General features: G+C 48.0%; 13 protein-coding genes. 4 read left to right on the top strand and 9 right to left on the bottom strand.

The genetic code is table 11. The annotated features are described in order from the left end of the window. Positions 1-11: 11 nt before the first annotated feature. Entirely contained in the window at positions 12-1,091 is a 1,080-nt protein-coding gene (locus KW844_RS16715) for an efflux RND transporter periplasmic adaptor subunit (protein WP_218377924.1), read from the bottom strand. A 446-nt stretch (positions 1,092-1,537) separates the two neighbouring features. Between KW844_RS16715 and KW844_RS16710 the strand changes: the two genes are divergently transcribed. The 3 genes from KW844_RS16710 (at position 1,538) to rnc (ending at position 3,792) form a co-directional block, all read left to right on the top strand. Next, complete coding sequence (locus KW844_RS16710; RefSeq protein WP_012788038.1) at positions 1,538-1,774, top strand: acyl carrier protein; 237 nt, start codon at positions 1,538-1,540, stop codon at positions 1,772-1,774. 23 nt (positions 1,775-1,797) lie between these two features. Beyond that, the gene (fabF, locus tag KW844_RS16705; RefSeq protein WP_218377923.1) at positions 1,798-3,051 is read left to right on the top strand and encodes a beta-ketoacyl-ACP synthase II; all 1,254 of its coding nucleotides are present in this window, start codon (positions 1,798-1,800) and stop codon (positions 3,049-3,051) included. A 66-nt stretch (positions 3,052-3,117) separates the two neighbouring features. Then, on the top strand, positions 3,118-3,792 hold the full coding sequence (gene rnc / locus KW844_RS16700; RefSeq protein WP_255578491.1) for a ribonuclease III: 675 nt from the start codon (positions 3,118-3,120) through the stop codon (positions 3,790-3,792). Between the two features lie 142 nt (positions 3,793-3,934). Here rnc and KW844_RS16695 read toward each other — a convergent pair whose 3' ends face one another. The 4 genes from KW844_RS16695 to KW844_RS16680 all read right to left on the bottom strand — a co-directional run bounded on the left by KW844_RS16695 (position 3,935) and on the right by KW844_RS16680 (position 8,378). Next, on the bottom strand, positions 3,935-4,540 hold the full coding sequence (locus tag KW844_RS16695) for a GyrI-like domain-containing protein (RefSeq protein ID WP_218377922.1): 606 nt from the start codon (positions 4,538-4,540) through the stop codon (positions 3,935-3,937). Between the two features lie 72 nt (positions 4,541-4,612). Then, positions 4,613-5,599, bottom strand: coding sequence for a YafY family protein (locus KW844_RS16690; protein WP_218377921.1), 987 nt, complete (start codon positions 5,597-5,599; stop codon positions 4,613-4,615). A gap of 348 nt (positions 5,600-5,947) precedes the next feature. Then, positions 5,948-6,982: a cytochrome d ubiquinol oxidase subunit II gene (cydB, locus tag KW844_RS16685; protein WP_218377920.1), complete on the bottom strand. Its 1,035-nt coding sequence runs from the start codon at positions 6,980-6,982 to the stop codon at positions 5,948-5,950. Between the two features lie 10 nt (positions 6,983-6,992). Next, the gene (locus KW844_RS16680) at positions 6,993-8,378 is read right to left on the bottom strand and encodes a cytochrome ubiquinol oxidase subunit I (protein WP_218377919.1); all 1,386 of its coding nucleotides are present in this window, start codon (positions 8,376-8,378) and stop codon (positions 6,993-6,995) included. A gap of 688 nt (positions 8,379-9,066) precedes the next feature. Here KW844_RS16680 and KW844_RS16675 point away from each other — a divergent pair. Beyond that, positions 9,067-9,411 carry a helix-turn-helix domain-containing protein gene (locus KW844_RS16675; protein ID WP_218377918.1) on the top strand — a complete coding sequence of 115 codons (345 nt, stop codon included), beginning with the start codon at positions 9,067-9,069 and terminating at the stop codon, positions 9,409-9,411. A 110-nt stretch (positions 9,412-9,521) separates the two neighbouring features. Here KW844_RS16675 and KW844_RS16670 read toward each other — a convergent pair whose 3' ends face one another. Genes KW844_RS16670 through KW844_RS16655 form a run of 4 tightly spaced genes read right to left on the bottom strand, consistent with a single transcriptional unit; the run spans position 9,522 to position 15,887 of the window. After that, on the bottom strand, positions 9,522-12,908 hold the full coding sequence (locus tag KW844_RS16670; RefSeq protein ID WP_218377917.1) for an ATP-binding protein: 3,387 nt from the start codon (positions 12,906-12,908) through the stop codon (positions 9,522-9,524). Continuing rightward, the gene (locus tag KW844_RS16665) at positions 12,889-13,479 is read right to left on the bottom strand and encodes a DUF4194 domain-containing protein (protein WP_218377916.1); all 591 of its coding nucleotides are present in this window, start codon (positions 13,477-13,479) and stop codon (positions 12,889-12,891) included. Before KW844_RS16665 ends, KW844_RS16670 begins: the two co-directional genes overlap by 20 nt. 5 nt (positions 13,480-13,484) lie before the next feature. Then, positions 13,485-14,948 (bottom strand): DUF3375 domain-containing protein, encoded by a 1,464-nt coding sequence (locus KW844_RS16660; protein WP_218377915.1) that lies wholly within the window; start codon positions 14,946-14,948, stop codon positions 13,485-13,487. A gap of 30 nt (positions 14,949-14,978) precedes the next feature. After that, on the bottom strand, positions 14,979-15,887 hold the full coding sequence (locus KW844_RS16655; protein ID WP_218377914.1) for a bestrophin family protein: 909 nt from the start codon (positions 15,885-15,887) through the stop codon (positions 14,979-14,981). Between the last annotated feature and the right edge of the window lie 6 nt (positions 15,888-15,893).

Genomic DNA, 15,893 nt, shown 5'->3' with positions numbered 1-15,893 from the left:
AAATAATCAGGTTATTGGATCTTATTATATTTCAGCGGCATGCCCTGTTTCAGTTGCAGGATGCCGGTGGTGATAACGGTATCGCCTGGTTTGAGGCCACTCACGATCTGAACGCTGTTCTGGTCGCGGATGCCGGTTTCCACTACGATGAATTTGGCTTTGCCACTATCGGCAACGATTACACGTTTATCACGCGTGCCTGGTATTACTGCCTGTGAAGGGATCATGATCGCTTCCGGCAGGTCTTTTAGGTTGATGCGTACCTGAGCAAAGGAACCCGGGAAGAGGGTGGCGCTGCTGTTAGGTACGATGGCGCGGATTTTTACGGTGCGGGTGGCCAGGTCGATTTTCGGGTCGATGGCGTAGATGCTGCCGTTATGGTCATCCTGGTCGCCGGCAACGGTAAATTTCACTTTATCGCCGTTTTTGATCAGGTTCCGGTATTTTTCAGGTACGGTGAAGTCTACCTTAAGCGGGTCTATTTGTTGTAAAGTGGTGATTACCACGGCAGAAGACACGATAGCGCCTTCGCTGACGTTACGTAAGCCGAGGCGGCCGCTGAAGGGTGCGCGCAGTTCGGTTTTCTGCAGCTGCGTTTGTGTATAATCAATATCGGCGGCGTAGGCGCTTACCTGGTTACGGGTAACATCTACATCCTGGCGACTGATACCATTGATTTTGAGAAGGTTTTCCTGGCGTTCCAGGGTTGTTTTGGCCAGTTGCTGCTGTAATTTGAGTTTGAGAAGCTGTGCTTTCAGGTCTTCATCATAAATTTTTACCAGCAGGTCGCCTTTTCTTACATTGGTACCTTCTTTAAAGTAAAGGCCTGTGATGCGGCCGTTGATTTCCGGTTTGATTTCTACTTCTTCGTTACTCTGGAGTGTTCCGCTGGCGTCGATAAACTGGTCAATAGGAGCGGTTTTTACCACCCATCCATCGATGATCACCTGGGATTTACCGGGGCCTCCTTTTGGTGCGGCGGCTGGTTCTGCTGCTTTTTTGCCCGTTACCTTCTGAAATACCAGAAAGGCGGCAATACCAGCAATCCCTACAATAGCAATAGTGCGGAACGTACGTTTGGTGTTGGCCATTAAATGATTAGCGTTTAGAATTTCGATTATACCATGAGGGGATCTGAAGAACCACAGTGTGTTCACATCACAGGTCTCCGGAGGTCATCCGCGTAAGCATGGGCCAACGACGATAACATTCCTCACAAGCCTGACAAATTTAATAAATGGATGAGGCACTAGCACCCCCGCAACTGTTAATTAGCGTTAAGGGTTTAGATAAGTGGCCAAAAATACGTTTGAGTGGAAATAATGGCCTTCTTATTTTATAAGTGGTAAGAATCTGGGGCGTTTTTGGGTGTTTGCCTCATTAAATCTTAAATTCAGGAAATCCGTAAAGCATTCACTGTATTGGTTTTGCAGCGATATTGGGGGTTAAATAGCTACCAAATTTTCCCCTTCCTGTTGGCAATTCAATAAAAATTATATTTTTGCAGTCAAGTTTTAAACCAAAAACACTTAAAATTATGTCAGACATTGCATCAAGAGTTAAAAAGATCATCATTGACAAATTGGGCGTTGACGAAGCCGAGGTAACTCCTGAAGCCAGCTTCACCAACGACTTAGGCGCTGACTCTTTGGATACGGTAGAACTGATTATGGAATTCGAAAAAGAATTCAACATCTCCATTCCTGACGAACAAGCTGAAACTATTACTACTGTTGGCCAGGCAGTTGCTTACCTGGAAGAACACGTAAAATAATCCTACTAATCAGAATTGTTTTAATGCAACCAAGACGAGTTGTCGTTACAGGTTTAGGCGCTCTTACACCGCTCGGCAATACTGTAGCCGATTATTGGCACGGTTTGGCGAACGGTGTATCCGGCGCGGATTATATCAGACAATTTGACGCTTCCAAGTTCAAAACCCGTTTTGCTTGCGAACTGAAGAATTTCGATCCTACTAACTACCTGGACAAAAAGGAGGCCCGTAAAATGGACCCCTTTACCCAAACAGCGGTGATATCCGCGGATCAGGCAATCCTTGATGCCAAGATAGATGCTTCTAAGATCAATGCTGACCGCGTCGGCGTGATCTGGGGTACCGGTGTGGGTGGTATGATCAACTACAGCAACGAGCTGAAAGAATTCTATACCGGCGACGGCACTCCCCGTTTCAGCCCTTTCCTTATTACCAGGCTTATCACTGACATCGCAGCGGGTTCTATTTCTATCCGCCACGGTTTCAGAGGGCCAAACTTCTCTGTAGCTTCTGCCTGCGCATCTGCCACGAATGCTATCATTGAGGCAATGTACAGTATCCGTTATGGTAAAGCGGATATGGTGATTACCGGCGGCTCGGAAAACGTCATCAATGAGCCTTGTGTTGGCGGCTTTAATGCCATGAAGGCCCTATCCGAAAGAAATGATGATCCTAAAACAGCCTCCCGTCCTTTCGACCTCGATCGCGATGGTTTCGTAATGGGCGAAGGCGCCGGTGCACTGGTACTGGAATCCCTGGATCACGCGTTGGAAAGAGGAGCCAAAATTTATGCAGAACTCGCCGGTGGCGCAGCTACCGCCGATGCCTACCATATCACCGCTCCACACCCCGAAGGTTTAGGCGCCCGCAATGTTATGACCCAGGCCCTCCTGGATGCAGGCATGCAGGCCAGCGATCTCGACTATATCAACGTACACGGTACTTCCACCCCGCTGGGAGACGTGGCCGAAATCAAAGCTGTCCAGCACGTATTTGGCGAACATGCATATAACATGAATATCTCGTCCACCAAATCCATGACTGGTCACCTCCTCGGCGCTGCCGGTGCAGTTGAATCCATCGCTGTGATCTTGTCCATTATTCATGGCATTGTCCCTCCAACCATCAACCATTTTACCGACGATCCTCAGCTGGACCCGAGATTAAACTTTACCTTTAACACCGCACAACATAGAGAAGTAAGAGCGGGACTCTCCAATACCTTCGGGTTTGGCGGACACAACGCCTCTGTTATTTTCAAAAAATTTGTTCCTTGATCTGACCTTGATTGTGTGAAATTACTGCCAGGATTCTTATATCGACTAATATCCAGAAAAAGGCACTTGTACAAAGAGCTGCATAACTTACTTGGATTTGCGCCAGGTAATTTCGCTCTCTACGAGGTAGCCCTGAGCCACCGTTCCAGCAAAGAGAAGTTTCTCGAAAGCAATGAACGGCTGGAATACCTCGGTGACGCCATCCTGGGAGCTATCGTAGGCGACTACCTCTTCAAAAAGTATCCTTACAAAACAGAAGGCTACCTCACAGAGATGCGCTCCAAAATCGTAAACCGCCAGCAACTCAATGATATCGCTATCAAAATGGGACTGCGCAAACTTACCATCTACGATAAATACAACAGCTTCCTGAAAATATCCCAGATCTTCGGAAATACCCTCGAAGCCCTCGTTGGCGCCGTATATCTCGATAAAGGCTATAACAAAACACAACAGTTCGTTCACCGCCGCATCATCATGCCGTACATCGACCTCGAACAGCTCGAAACGGTAGAAATGAACCATAAGAACAAACTCTATGGCTGGGCCAACAAAAATGGCAAAGCCCTGGAATTTGAACTGCTGGAAGAACAAATGGACAACGGCCGCCGCATCTTCACCGTTGGCGCCGTAGTTGACGGTCAGCTCATCTGCAGCGGTAAAGCCTTTAATAAAAAGGATGCCAGCCAGATAGCCGCCGCACAGGCCATCCAGATACTAGGCCTGGCCGACGAGAACTAAGCCTTATTTCCGTATAGCCATTTCTGCTATCCTGCTTACACCATCCTTACAGGGAATTTTTTATTTAGGGAGATGCTAATGCTGGTGCTGCCCATGCCATCGCAACGGGCAGGTACTCCAGGGCCAGCCGCCAAAGCCAGTTTCATGGCCTCACGCTATGCCGTAAAATAGTCTTCAGCCTGGCCGGCTCCGTTTTCCGGAAGTCCGACAAATAGATCTCATGATGACGACCGTAAAATTTTAAATGGCGGGAACGCATAAATGCATCCATCAGCTGTAAACTGGCCGGCTCCTCACTAAAAGGGCCATGGTGCATAATCTGCACGGCCATCCCTCCTTCAATCTGTTTGAGATCCACCGCCCGCAACCTGGGGTTACTTTTTTTCTTTTCCGTGGCTATCACCGCCTGTACAAACTGCTGATGGGTTACAAAATCCGGTAAACGCAGCACCAGCTCATAGTTCCATAAATGCCGGGGCACCTTTAGCGGGTCAGCCTCTGTATCGTCCACCCACCAGTAGCCCTCCAGCTTACTGACCACAAAGTCCTGCCCGGCCGCCTTTTTCGCGAATTTGATGGCATATGCAATGGTGTATAGCGCCTCCACATCCAGGGCAAATGCGGGGCCGTCGGGGTCTCCCTTTCCGGGAATAGCCAGAAACAGGGCATCTTCAATGTTCACCAATTCTACCGCCCTGCCGGCAGTGTAATAGCTTTTGTACGCTTTGGTAAGATCTAATTTTTCCATTTTCAGTCGTTTTAGTAAAGCAATGGGTTAAATGATATTACAAAGCAACGAAGGCGGTGTGACAACCTTATGTCAGGAGGTTTTTTGCGGGTATTTGTCGATATAATGCCCATGTAATTCTATAGCGAGCTGATACATGGAATCACGCAGGTGTTGGGGAGATACCACCTCCACATATTTTCCAAAAGTGATCAGCCAACGGCGGAAGTACTCGTGGGACGTTTGCATAAATGTCATCTCCGTTTTATCGCCCAAATTTTTTTCGGCTACCAGGCCAAAATAGTACTTCTGCTCGGAGATGTAACGGAGCATTTCATTGTCCATCAACACTTTAAACTCCATGAGCTCGTTGGTATGGTCGCGTTGTTGCTGTTCCAGGTATTCTTTCAGGGTCACGTGTTTGGACTTATCATACCGCTCGCTTAGTAGTTGCAGCTTGCGGATACGGTCCGCCCGGAAATCCCGGTAGCCCTTACGGAGCCTGCACCAGGCAATCAGGTGCCAGCTGTTGCTGCTGTGGAAAATACCTACGGGCTCTACTTCTCTCCTGGTGGCCTCCTCATCTTTAATGGAAAAGTATTCCATGCTGAGCGTTTGCTGGTTGCCCAGCGCAGCCTGTATATCGCTGAGGAAGCGGTTAGGGAAGGCGTCGTCCTGCAAATGCAGCGGTGTAAACCGCAGCACGGCAATGTTGTCGTCCAGGTTCTCCAGGTAGTCCTTATCCCCGCCCCGTAGCACGGAGCGAATCTTTTGCATGGCAAAGCCAAACTGCTTTTCATTGGAGTGGTCGCTGTATTTTTCCATCAGCTTTTCGGCGGTAAGCAGTGCTGCGGCCTCTTCCCGGGAAAACATCACGGGGGGAAGGTGGTATCCGTCCACTATGTAGTAGCCGGTGCCAGCCTCTGCACCAATAGGTACACCCGCCTCCTGCAAGGCTTTCACATCTCTGTAAACAGTTCTTAAACTGATATTGAAACGGTCGGAAATTTCTGCGGCCTTCACTATCCGTTTACCCTGAAGCTGGATTAAAATGGCTGTAAGTCGGTCAATACGGTTCATGGGAGTTGAATATTACCACTAAGGTCGGGTACCCCGGAATTATTTTTTAATTTTTTTTCTATTGGATTAAACTTTCTGTAAAGTTGCGGGTCTTATAATTGAAAGAAATCTTTCGGGGAACGTAAGGATTTGAGAATGAAAGCACTAGTGGATTCCTGAAAGATCATTAAATCGATGCTACAGTACAGAATATAGGTTAAATGGTATGCCCCTGCAATTTCTTGCGGGGGCCTGTTTTTTAGCAACTTTTTTCGCAAAGCGAATAGGAATGGTCAGGGCCACGGGCTCTGACCATTCCTAATAAGGCGGATGCCGAAGGCATCCCGGTTAATCGGGAAAATGGGAAAATCAGTAACTCATCTCGTTCAACTTCACCTTCCCTCTAAAAGTCCAAAACACAAATACCGTATAAGAAATCACCAGCGGTGTACCAATAGCAGCAATCAGCAACATAATCTTTAGCGACTTATTGGAAGAGGCCGCAGCATAGATACTAATGCTATGTGCCGGATCAGTAGATGAAATGATAATGTTAGGGTACAGGCCGATCGCAAACAGGATCAGCAGGCACGACATAATAATAGCACTAAACAGGAACGCGATAAAATACCTTCTGCCATCAATATTCCTTTTAATATTCAACAGGGTAAGCACGGCTATCAGCGGCAAAATGAATAACTCCGGATGGTGTTTAAACGCCTGCGTCATATGTGGCACATAAATCAGTGTGGCCATAGACGTTAGTATGAAGCAGAGTATGAAAAACTTGCTGCAGTTATTTACCAGCACGGTGAGCTTGGCATACAGCCGGTTTTCCGTCTTCATAACCAAATATATAGCCCCATGTAACATAAATAAGGATAGGGTGGTAAATGCGATGAGGATCGCATAAGGATTGAAGAAGGTAAGCAGGTTGCCTGTAAATTCATGTTCCTTATTGATGGGCAAACCGTGAATCAGGTTGCCCAGCACCAGTCCCAGCAGGAAGGTGATAAAAATACTGGACACGCAGTAGCTGATATCCCACATTTTCCGCCACCAGGCCCAGGGTTCCTTACTTCGAAACTCAATAGAGATAGCCCTGAATATCAACGAAACCAGGAATAGCATGAAGGGGATATAAAAGGTAGAGAATAAAACCCCATATACGAGCGGGAACCCGGCAAATAGTGCACCACCGGCAATTACAAGCCATACTTCATTACCATCCCATACCGGGCCAATGGCGTTTAACGCCAGCCGCCTCGATTCTTCCTTATTAAAAAATAAATGTAGGGCGCCTGCACCCAGGTCAAAGCCATCTAATACACCATAGCCGGTGATAAGGCCACCAATCACCAAAAACCACCATGTAGGAAGATCTAATCCGAGAAGTGTTTCCATGCGCTGTTATTTAAGATGGTATGTTAGCAATATTGCGTTTGGAGAAATGTTCGCTATCCGTTTCTTCGTCCTCTGTAACGTCTGGTCCATGGCTGATTTTGCGGTTGAGCAAAAACAGGAAGAGGGCAAACAGTAACACATATACGAAGGTGAACAGGATGAGTGAAAATAGTACCTGATCGGCGGTTACTTTTCTGGAGAGCGCATCGGAGGTGCGGAGTAATTTATAAACCACCCAGGGTTGCCGCCCTACTTCAGCCGCATACCAGCCAAGTTGATTGGCCATTTGGGGTAACAGTACCGCCAGTACGAAAATCCACATCAGCCAGCGGTGATTAAACAACTGTTTTCTCCAGAGGAGAATCAGTGCCAGCAGGGTAAGGCCTATTAGTGTGATGCCAATGGCTACCATGGCATGGTAGGTCTGAAACACAAAGTTCACCGCTCCGGGCCTGTCCGCCTGCGGCGTGGCCCTTAAGCCTTCCACCGGCGCGCTGAAGCTGCCATGCGTAAGGAAGGATAGTCCACCGGGGATTTTGATACCGGTCGTTTTCTCATTTTTATTATCTACCCAGCCTACGATATACATATCGGCAACGGCTAAACTATCATAGTGCCCTTCCATGGCGGCGAGTTTGGCCGGCTGGTATTTACTGACGTAATCGGCGGACCTGTGACCGGTGAATAACTGCAATAAGGCTGCTACCACGGCTACGCTCAGGCCTACCTTAAACATAGCCTGCGAGTGTTTGATGTACCTGCCTTTTAATATATACCAGGCACCTACGCTCATCACCAGGAATGATCCCGCCAGGAAAGCGCCAATGATCACATGAGAAAACCGATCCACGGAGGAGGGGTTAAACACCATTTCCCAGAAATCGGTGACTACGGCCCTGGCACCCAGGTCGTACCCTTCAATCTTAAACCCTGCGGGCGTTTGCTGCCAGGAGTTGGCAATTACAATCCACAATGCGGAAAAGATAGAACCCAGTGCCACCATGATGGTGGAAAAGAAATGTACACCCTTGCTCACACGGTTCCAGCCAAACAATAATATCCCCAGGAAGCCCGATTCCAGCGCGAAGGCAAAAATACCTTCTGCCGCCAGGGCACTCCCGAATATATCACCTACATAATGTGAATAAGTAGCCCAGTTAGTACCAAACTCAAATTCCATTACAATGCCGGTGGCCACGCCAATACCAAATATGAGTGCAAATATCTTGATCCAAAATCGCGTAATATCGCGATACACCAACAAACCTGTTTTCAGGTAAATCCCTTCCATAATTACCAAACATAGGCCCAGCCCAATGCTCAGCGGGGGATAGATGTAGTGAAAAGCCACCGTAAAGGCGAACTGAATGCGGGAGAGTATTTCAACAGACGGCATAAATTCTACAGATATTGTACAAAGTTATTGACATCGGTCATCCATGAAACTGATGTTTATCAGGTTCTTTAAATTTAACCTAATTAACTCCGTTTTCTACCATTTGTTTATCCCACACTAAAAAAATAAAAAAAATATTTCTTTAGAATGCCCGTGTATACTGCGTTTTGAGCGGGCGGTTAAAATAATATCATGCCGTTAACATCGGGTAAAGGAATGGACATCGGCCGAGAAGTAATTTTATGCCATCAGTTACTAGTTGGCAAATGACAATACAATATCTTATAAATGGTATTACGCGCGGGCCCCGATTTTTATCAGGGCCCTTTCAATTAGCTGTTATTTTCCTCTGAATACACCTACCTGGGTAAATTTATATAGGTTGTTTTGGTGATAACCTGTAAGCAGAGTCCTGATTCACATCAGGACTCTTTACCTTTTTGGGGATGCCAGGTGACGCTACGCCCTATGATGGATCGCGAGAGCTCATCCTTCCGCTCATTGCTCAGTGCTCACTGCTCAATGCTCAATGCCACCGCCTCCCGCTCCCGCTCCCAGGCCCGCCCGCCATTCCCAATAAAAATTCATCCTGTTAAATGCCGTGCTTAATATACTTTTGCTCCATATCTACCTATAGGTTATATAGTTACTATTTAGGTAGTATTGTTGATAATCAATGATTTAAATTATGCCTAAGATCAAAAATAGTTCGCACCCCGAAACGGTATGCGCAGTTGACTACGCCTTCCAGCGTATCGGCGGCAAACACAAAGGCCGGGTGCTGTATCAACTATCAAGAAATACTTTGCGATACGGGGAACTGGGCCGCCGTATCACCGGCATCACCCCGAAAATGCTTACGCAGGTACTCCGCGAACTGGAAGAAGATGGATTAGTAGAAAGGAAAGTATACCTGGAAGTACCACCGAGAGTGGAATATTCATTAACAGATACCGGAAGAGAGTTAGTGCCGGTAATTACTCTGCTGGCAGATTGGGGAAAGAGTAAAATGGCCCAGGCGGCGGCGATGTGATTCACATGGTAGAGGCGGGCTGCGCCCGCCTCCCACGCGAGGAGGCGGGCGCAGCCCGCCTCTACATTCGTAAACAAAATTGACACATATTGGAAGTGCGACACTCCCACCTATGCCATCGCCATATTTTCAATCTCTTTCTTGCGCTCGCGGTATTCCTCCATCGTGAAGTTATACACCACAGAATCGCGCTTGTTCTTATTTGCCACAAAGTGACAGGCATGAATATAAGGTTCCGCAATATTCAGTTTATCCAATGGCGTTACTACCAGCAGCTGCAGGTTCAACTGACCGCAATACTCCATCAGGTAGTGACTCTTCTCCGGATCCAGCTTGCTGAAAGCCTCATCCACCGTGATGAAACGTAAGCTCCTGTGCTGCCTGTTGGCCTCATTGATGCCGAACTGGTAAGCAATGGCGGCTCCTAATATGGTATAGGTAAACTGTGCTTTCTCTCCACCAGAGAGACTCGCAGTATCCTCATAATACTTAAACGCCTTGTTATCAGAAATATAGAATTCCTTAGCGCCAAAGTCGAGCCAGTTACGCACATCCGTTACTTTCCTGCGCCAGGCCTCATTTTGCTGCAATTCGGTAATCAGCGTCCTGATGTTCTGGAAAAGCTGTTCGCTATAGGCATCATCTTTCTCCGTTTGATATTTTACAGTATCGGGAACGGCTAAACTGAGTTTATCCTTAAAGTTTCGGATTTCCACATCACGCACATGGCGGCACTCCAGCTGTAAATAGGTGTCCGGGTTCTTATTGAAGGTAATGTTGCGCAATGGCTCGTTGAGGTCTTCCATCACTTCACGGATCGCATCTTCCTGACCGTATATCCATGCCCGGTAGTTAGTGATGGCATTGAGCATACTGGTATCCATGTATTTACGGAAGCGCTCTTTATGCTCAATCAGCCGCTGGTATTTGATTTGCTCGTAGAGGGAGGTGAACTCGTCCAGGTATTCTACGTGCGCACGCAGGTCGGTAACGTCGCCAATCCAGTCGGGGAAGGTGTCGTGCACCGACTTTGGCGGATTTACAAACGCTGCCAGCAGGCGGGTGATTTCTGTTTGCTTTTCACCACTATTTCGCTGCGCCTCTTTCAGGGATACGTTCAGACTTTCCTCTGCGCGCTTCCGGTAGCTGTATAGTTGCGATGCGTTGGTAGCCGGGGCGGTGATGGCCAGTTCTTCAAGGAAGGCCAGCGCGCGCTGCATCGCTATCTCGTCGGTATTGCTCACTTTGAGCTGCGAGTAATAGTGTTGTTTTTCTGACAGCTTATTGTCCAGGTGTCCTTTTTGCTGCAGGGTATCCGCCTTGCTTTCTTCCTGCTCGCGGATGCCGGCAGTGGCTTCGTCCAGCTGCTCGCAGATCACTTTGTATTTATCACTGGCCTGCAGCAGGTTATCTTTTTCGCGGGTATATTGCTCAATAACTGCGGCATGTGGTTGCCAGCTGATATCTTCAAAGCTGCGCTGGGTAAGGAATGCGCTTAATACCGTTTGCATGGCGCTAACCGCCTTACGCGAGGCTTCCAGCTCGTTCAGGCCGGCTTGCAGTTCCTCAATGGCGGAGTTGCACTCTTCCATATCCTCTTTCAGCAGGCGTAATTTATTTTTGTTGTTCCAACCCAGCACAAAATTATTTTGCTGGGAACGGCCCGGACGGTCATCTTTTTCGTGCCTGGAAGCCACGCGGGTTAAGCCTTTAGAGGTAACCGCCTTGCGGGCGCGGCCAAAAAGATTCATATCGTCGGTGCAGATATAGTCAAACGAATCCAGCAACTGGTTTTGCAACCACTCCTTAAACTCGGTGCCTGGCTTGATTTCTATCTTCTGTAACAAACTATCTTCTTCCTTAGGCATACGTAGCATGGTATAAGATTCCTCTTCGATCTTATGATATACCAGCCTTGTTTGCAGGTTGTTTTCGTTGATATACCGGTTAATGCGGCTGATATAACCTTCCGGCACCAGCAGGCGCAGGGCAAAGTTGTGCAGCACTTTTTCAATGGCGAATTCCCAGTGGGATTCGTCATCTTTTACCCGCAGCAACTCGCCGGCAAATGGCAGGTCTTCCTCCGGAACATCCAGCATATCCGCCAGCTGCTGGCGGATGCGGATCAGTTCATAAGGAATATTATTTTTTCTGTTAAGGAGAGATTCAATTTCCTCGTTGATAGTGGCCGCGTGATTTTTTTCGGCAGTGAGATTGCTTTTGTGCAGGAAAATGTCCTCCTGAAGTGCGTCCAGCTGCTTTTCCAGCCCTTTGAGTTTTTTCTCAGCGCCTTTGATGTTGTCGTGAAACTGTGCTTCATCCGGGGAGGAAATCAGTTCCAGCCGCTCTGCCAGCTTGTTGTAATCCTCCATTTTGCTGCGCTTGGCTTCCAGCGATTTCTGCTCGTAATGGATCGTTTTTTCGATGGAGCGCAGCTGCTCATCCACGCTGTTGTTGGCCTTTTGCGCAATCAGTTCGTCTTTGCGGAGGTTCAGTTGTTCCAGTTTGGAATTGATGGACAGCAGGGTGCTGGCGGTTACGCTCAGCTCCTGTTCCAGCTGTTGTATCTCTTGCTGTACAATCTCTCTTTCCTGGCGGTTGAAGTAGCCGGGGAGTGTGTCCTGTAAGGATAACAGCTCGCGGCCTTTGTTCTGCAGGGTTTCCCATTCGCTGCGGTGGTGAATGATAGGTTCCAGCATCTGCAACTGCATCTCATCTTTTTGGATGGCGCGGTGGCTGCTTAGCAGACTATCATAGTTTTCCCGTAGTTTGAGAAACTCTGATTCGCTGTCTGTTTCCTCCAGCATGTGTTGCCTGATGAAGGTATTTAAGTCTCCCAATACCTTAATACCTACTGTTTGGTTAAACAGTGCCAGTGCTTTTTCACTGCGCAGCCCGAATATGTTACTAAACATAGTTGCATATTCCTTGAAGCTGTCGGTTACCTCAGTTTTCGGAAATTCCAGTTTCAGGCGCTTTTTCCAGTCGCCTTTGGCGTCGAACTTACCATTGCCAAAGTGGTCGTTGATATTGAGTTTATGGGGAGATACAATGTATTGCCTTTTCATTTCGCCCGCGTACCAGCGCACCTGCGCAAGGGTAATGGTATGCATGGTAGCAGCGTTATAGAAATAGGCCAGCAGTACGGAATAAGGGTTTTGTTCCTTATGGCGCAGTTGTTCTGTTTTGGATTGCAGGGATTCTTCGGAAAACGTTTTGCCGTAATAGCCCCAGAAGTACGATTCTTCGCCACGGTCGCGGCGTTGTTCCGTACCGGACGACTGGTTATAAAAACGCTTCCCGGAGGGTACCAGCAGCGTCAGCAGCGCATCGATGAGGGTGGTTTTACCACTACCATTGGCGCCGGTGAGCAGCGAGGTTTGCCCGTTGGTGTTTACCCGGTAAATTTTATTGTGAAAGGTCCCCCAGTTATATACTTCAAAATATTGCAGGCGGAAACCGCTTTCTTTGGAATCACTATTGAACAGGGTTGACATGCAGATTTAGTTTTGTTTTGATTTCTTCCAGTTTTTCGTTGTTCACAATTGCCTTGATCACGCGTTTTACTTCGTATTGCTGCATTTCCTTGTTGGTAACATCTTCGCGGCTAACGCGGAGGATGCCTACCCCCAGCAGGCTGTTAATAGGCTTGTTCAGGTCTTTTAGCAGTTTGGAGCGGTTGTGGCGTTCCTTAAAGAAGAGGGTGAGTCGTTCCTTAATTTCTTTTTGTGTCATAAACAGCTTGGTGCCGGTGCCTTTGAGGTCAAACTCTTCCAGGGCTTCCCGCAGTACAATGCAGAGCAGGGTAGCTTCGTAGGTGAGCTTGGACTTGCGCATGAGGCGTGGCAGCGGGCGATCGGCATTCTCGTCGTTTTCCGGCTGCACAATGCGTGCAAAGCCATCAGCTTCATTGATCACCAGTTGCAGGCCCACCTGCTGCAGGTATTTATGCAGTTCTGTTTGCCAGCCCAACAGGTCTTTCCAGTAGGCGCGCTCTTCTTCGTAAATGGTGCCTTGCATCAGTTTCAGGAAAACATGTGCAAAGGGTGCTGTATTTCGTTCAGACATAAAGGTTAGTTTTTTGAATTGGTAAACAGTACCATCGGCAGATTGATGATACGGTTACCCAGTTTCACAGGATCAGATGTTTCCAGGATGATATGGCTGGACGACTGGCTGGCAATGGCAAAGTAGGTGATCAGCTCTGTGAGTCCTTTTTCTGAGCCATAAATTTCCACCAGTTCTTTCAGGCTGATCTGCTTTTTGTTTTGCAGTTGCACCTGGATGCGTTCTTCCAGCTGGGCGCGGTCAATATGGAAGTGATTGAACAGTGCCTGCATATCTTCCAGGGAATATTCTTCCCCTCCCACTCCTTCCGGTAGCTGGAATGCCGGGCTGGCCATTTTTTCATCGGCCAGCTCCCAACGGTCCGGAAGATCCAACTCCGGATCGGTTTCTATCTCCATAAAATCCTCCGCTGATGGATGATTACCCAGCGTTTGGAAGGCTAGCACACGGATATCGTTTATCAGCTCCATGGTTTTACGGCGTTCCGTCATATTGCGCTCGTTGAGGACGCGACTGAGTTTATCGCTCAGTTTTTTGTTGGCGTCGATCACCTTTTTGCCGGAGGCATGGAGGGACTGTTTCAGCTTGCGCAGGAAACGATCGTTTTTATAGTCGATATCACGGTCTTCGAGGAGTGTGTATAACTTTTCGATGAGGTCCCGCATTTCTGACTGCTTGGTTTCATCCATCAGGAACTGCCAGAAAGAGTAAAAGCTTTTACCCTGGTCTTTCTGGCGGAGGGCTTCAAAGGCGTCCAGCGTGTAGGCGAGCAGGGTACCTTTGGCCACATCGCGTTCGCTTTGTTTGCGGTAGATGTCCTGGGTGATCTGTTCGAAGTTGGATTCCACTTCCTTAAAATCTCCCAGCAGTTCGCGGGCCATGCGGTTTACATCGTATACCCTTTCTTTGATCTGGGTATCGTCAAATACCTGCACTTTACCGGTGATGTTGATGGCCTGTATTTCCTGTTCTATCTCAAATTTCTTTCTTTCCAGCTCCTGAATACGCTGTTCCGGATCTTTGTTGCTCTGATCCACCAGCTCCTTGAGTTTGGAAAAAATATCCTTAAAACGGCTTTCGGTGCCTATAAATTCCCGTTTCTGCAAGGTAGTGACCCAATGGAGCACCTTTTCCGTATCGCTGCTCAACTCATGGATATCAATACCTTCGTCGTCGGGGTATTTGCGGAGAAACCCCTGGTTGCTCCACTGGTCAATGTATTTTTTAGCTTTGGTATCATCGTCTTCCAGCAGGGAAACCGCATCGATTTCATCGTCTGTGGTGCGGTAGCCGGTATGTGTAAGATAATCTGACAAGCGGGTTACCAGTTCAGCGTTGGTAATGATTGTCTGGTTTTTTTCTTTGAATACGGTGTGAAAAAATGACAACATCATTGGCGCACTGCGGGCCCGTAGTATTTTCAGCGTTACTGACTGGGCAAACAGCAAACATAATTGTTCATACGTCATTCGGTAAAAATAAGGAAAAAAGGTATTCCGTTACATGATATAAAGTCCGTTTGCACGGGCCTCCACAGGGGCCGGAATGTTGGGTTCCCCGAGGGTTTCCAGGAGGTTGATTTCGATGGTCCTGGCGATACTGTCCAGCGGCATGGCCAGCGGGTTGTAGGTAAATGGGTTCATGAGGTTAATCCCGTTGAGGTGGGTGGTATGAAATACAAATCCAAACGCCCAACCGAACAGTATGGACCAGGCGCCAATGGATTCGGTCATCATCAGGGTGTTCATGATCACATAAAACCAGATGAACATTTTGGTGAAATATACATAGCTGGTGGGGAATACCGTGTTTTTGATGCGTTCACATTTTCCCATACTGTCTGTATTTTTTACCAGCAGGTCGTTGAGTTCGAGAAACTGGAATCCGTCTACCGTGCCGGTTTGCTTGAGTCGCTGGAGATCCTGTGCCTGCAGGTTTAATATCGCATTTGGGATATTGGTTTGTCGCCTAACTATCTCCACTTCCTCCGGGGCAAGGTAGCGGTGAAAATATTCATCGGGGCGGTTGCGCAGGGCGGATTTGAGTGCGTACAGGAAGGCCAGGTGGCGGTAGATCATATTGCGGGCGGTAGTGGCGCGTTGGGTTTCATTGTCGGACTGATAGAAGTAGAGCAGGCAGCGGGTCCAGGAGCGGGAATCGTTTACCAGCGCTCCCCAGATGATCCTGGCCTCCCACCAGCGGTCGTACGCCTGATTATTGTTGAAGCCAATGAAAAATGCAATGGCAGTACCCAGCACCGTGGAGATAGCGCCGGGAATATTGATATGATCACTGAGCCAGTATACATCTACATAGTAAACAGCTGTACAACAGAGCAGCAGCAGCAGGTCCACCTTCCAGGTGAAGGAAAAAACCTGCATTAACGACAGCTTGGACTTTATCAGCATAAACGG

Source organism: Chitinophaga sp. sic0106, from assembly GCF_019219075.1.
GTDB lineage: Bacteria > Bacteroidota > Bacteroidia > Chitinophagales > Chitinophagaceae > Chitinophaga.
This window is presented reverse-complemented; position numbering and strand designations above follow the sequence as displayed.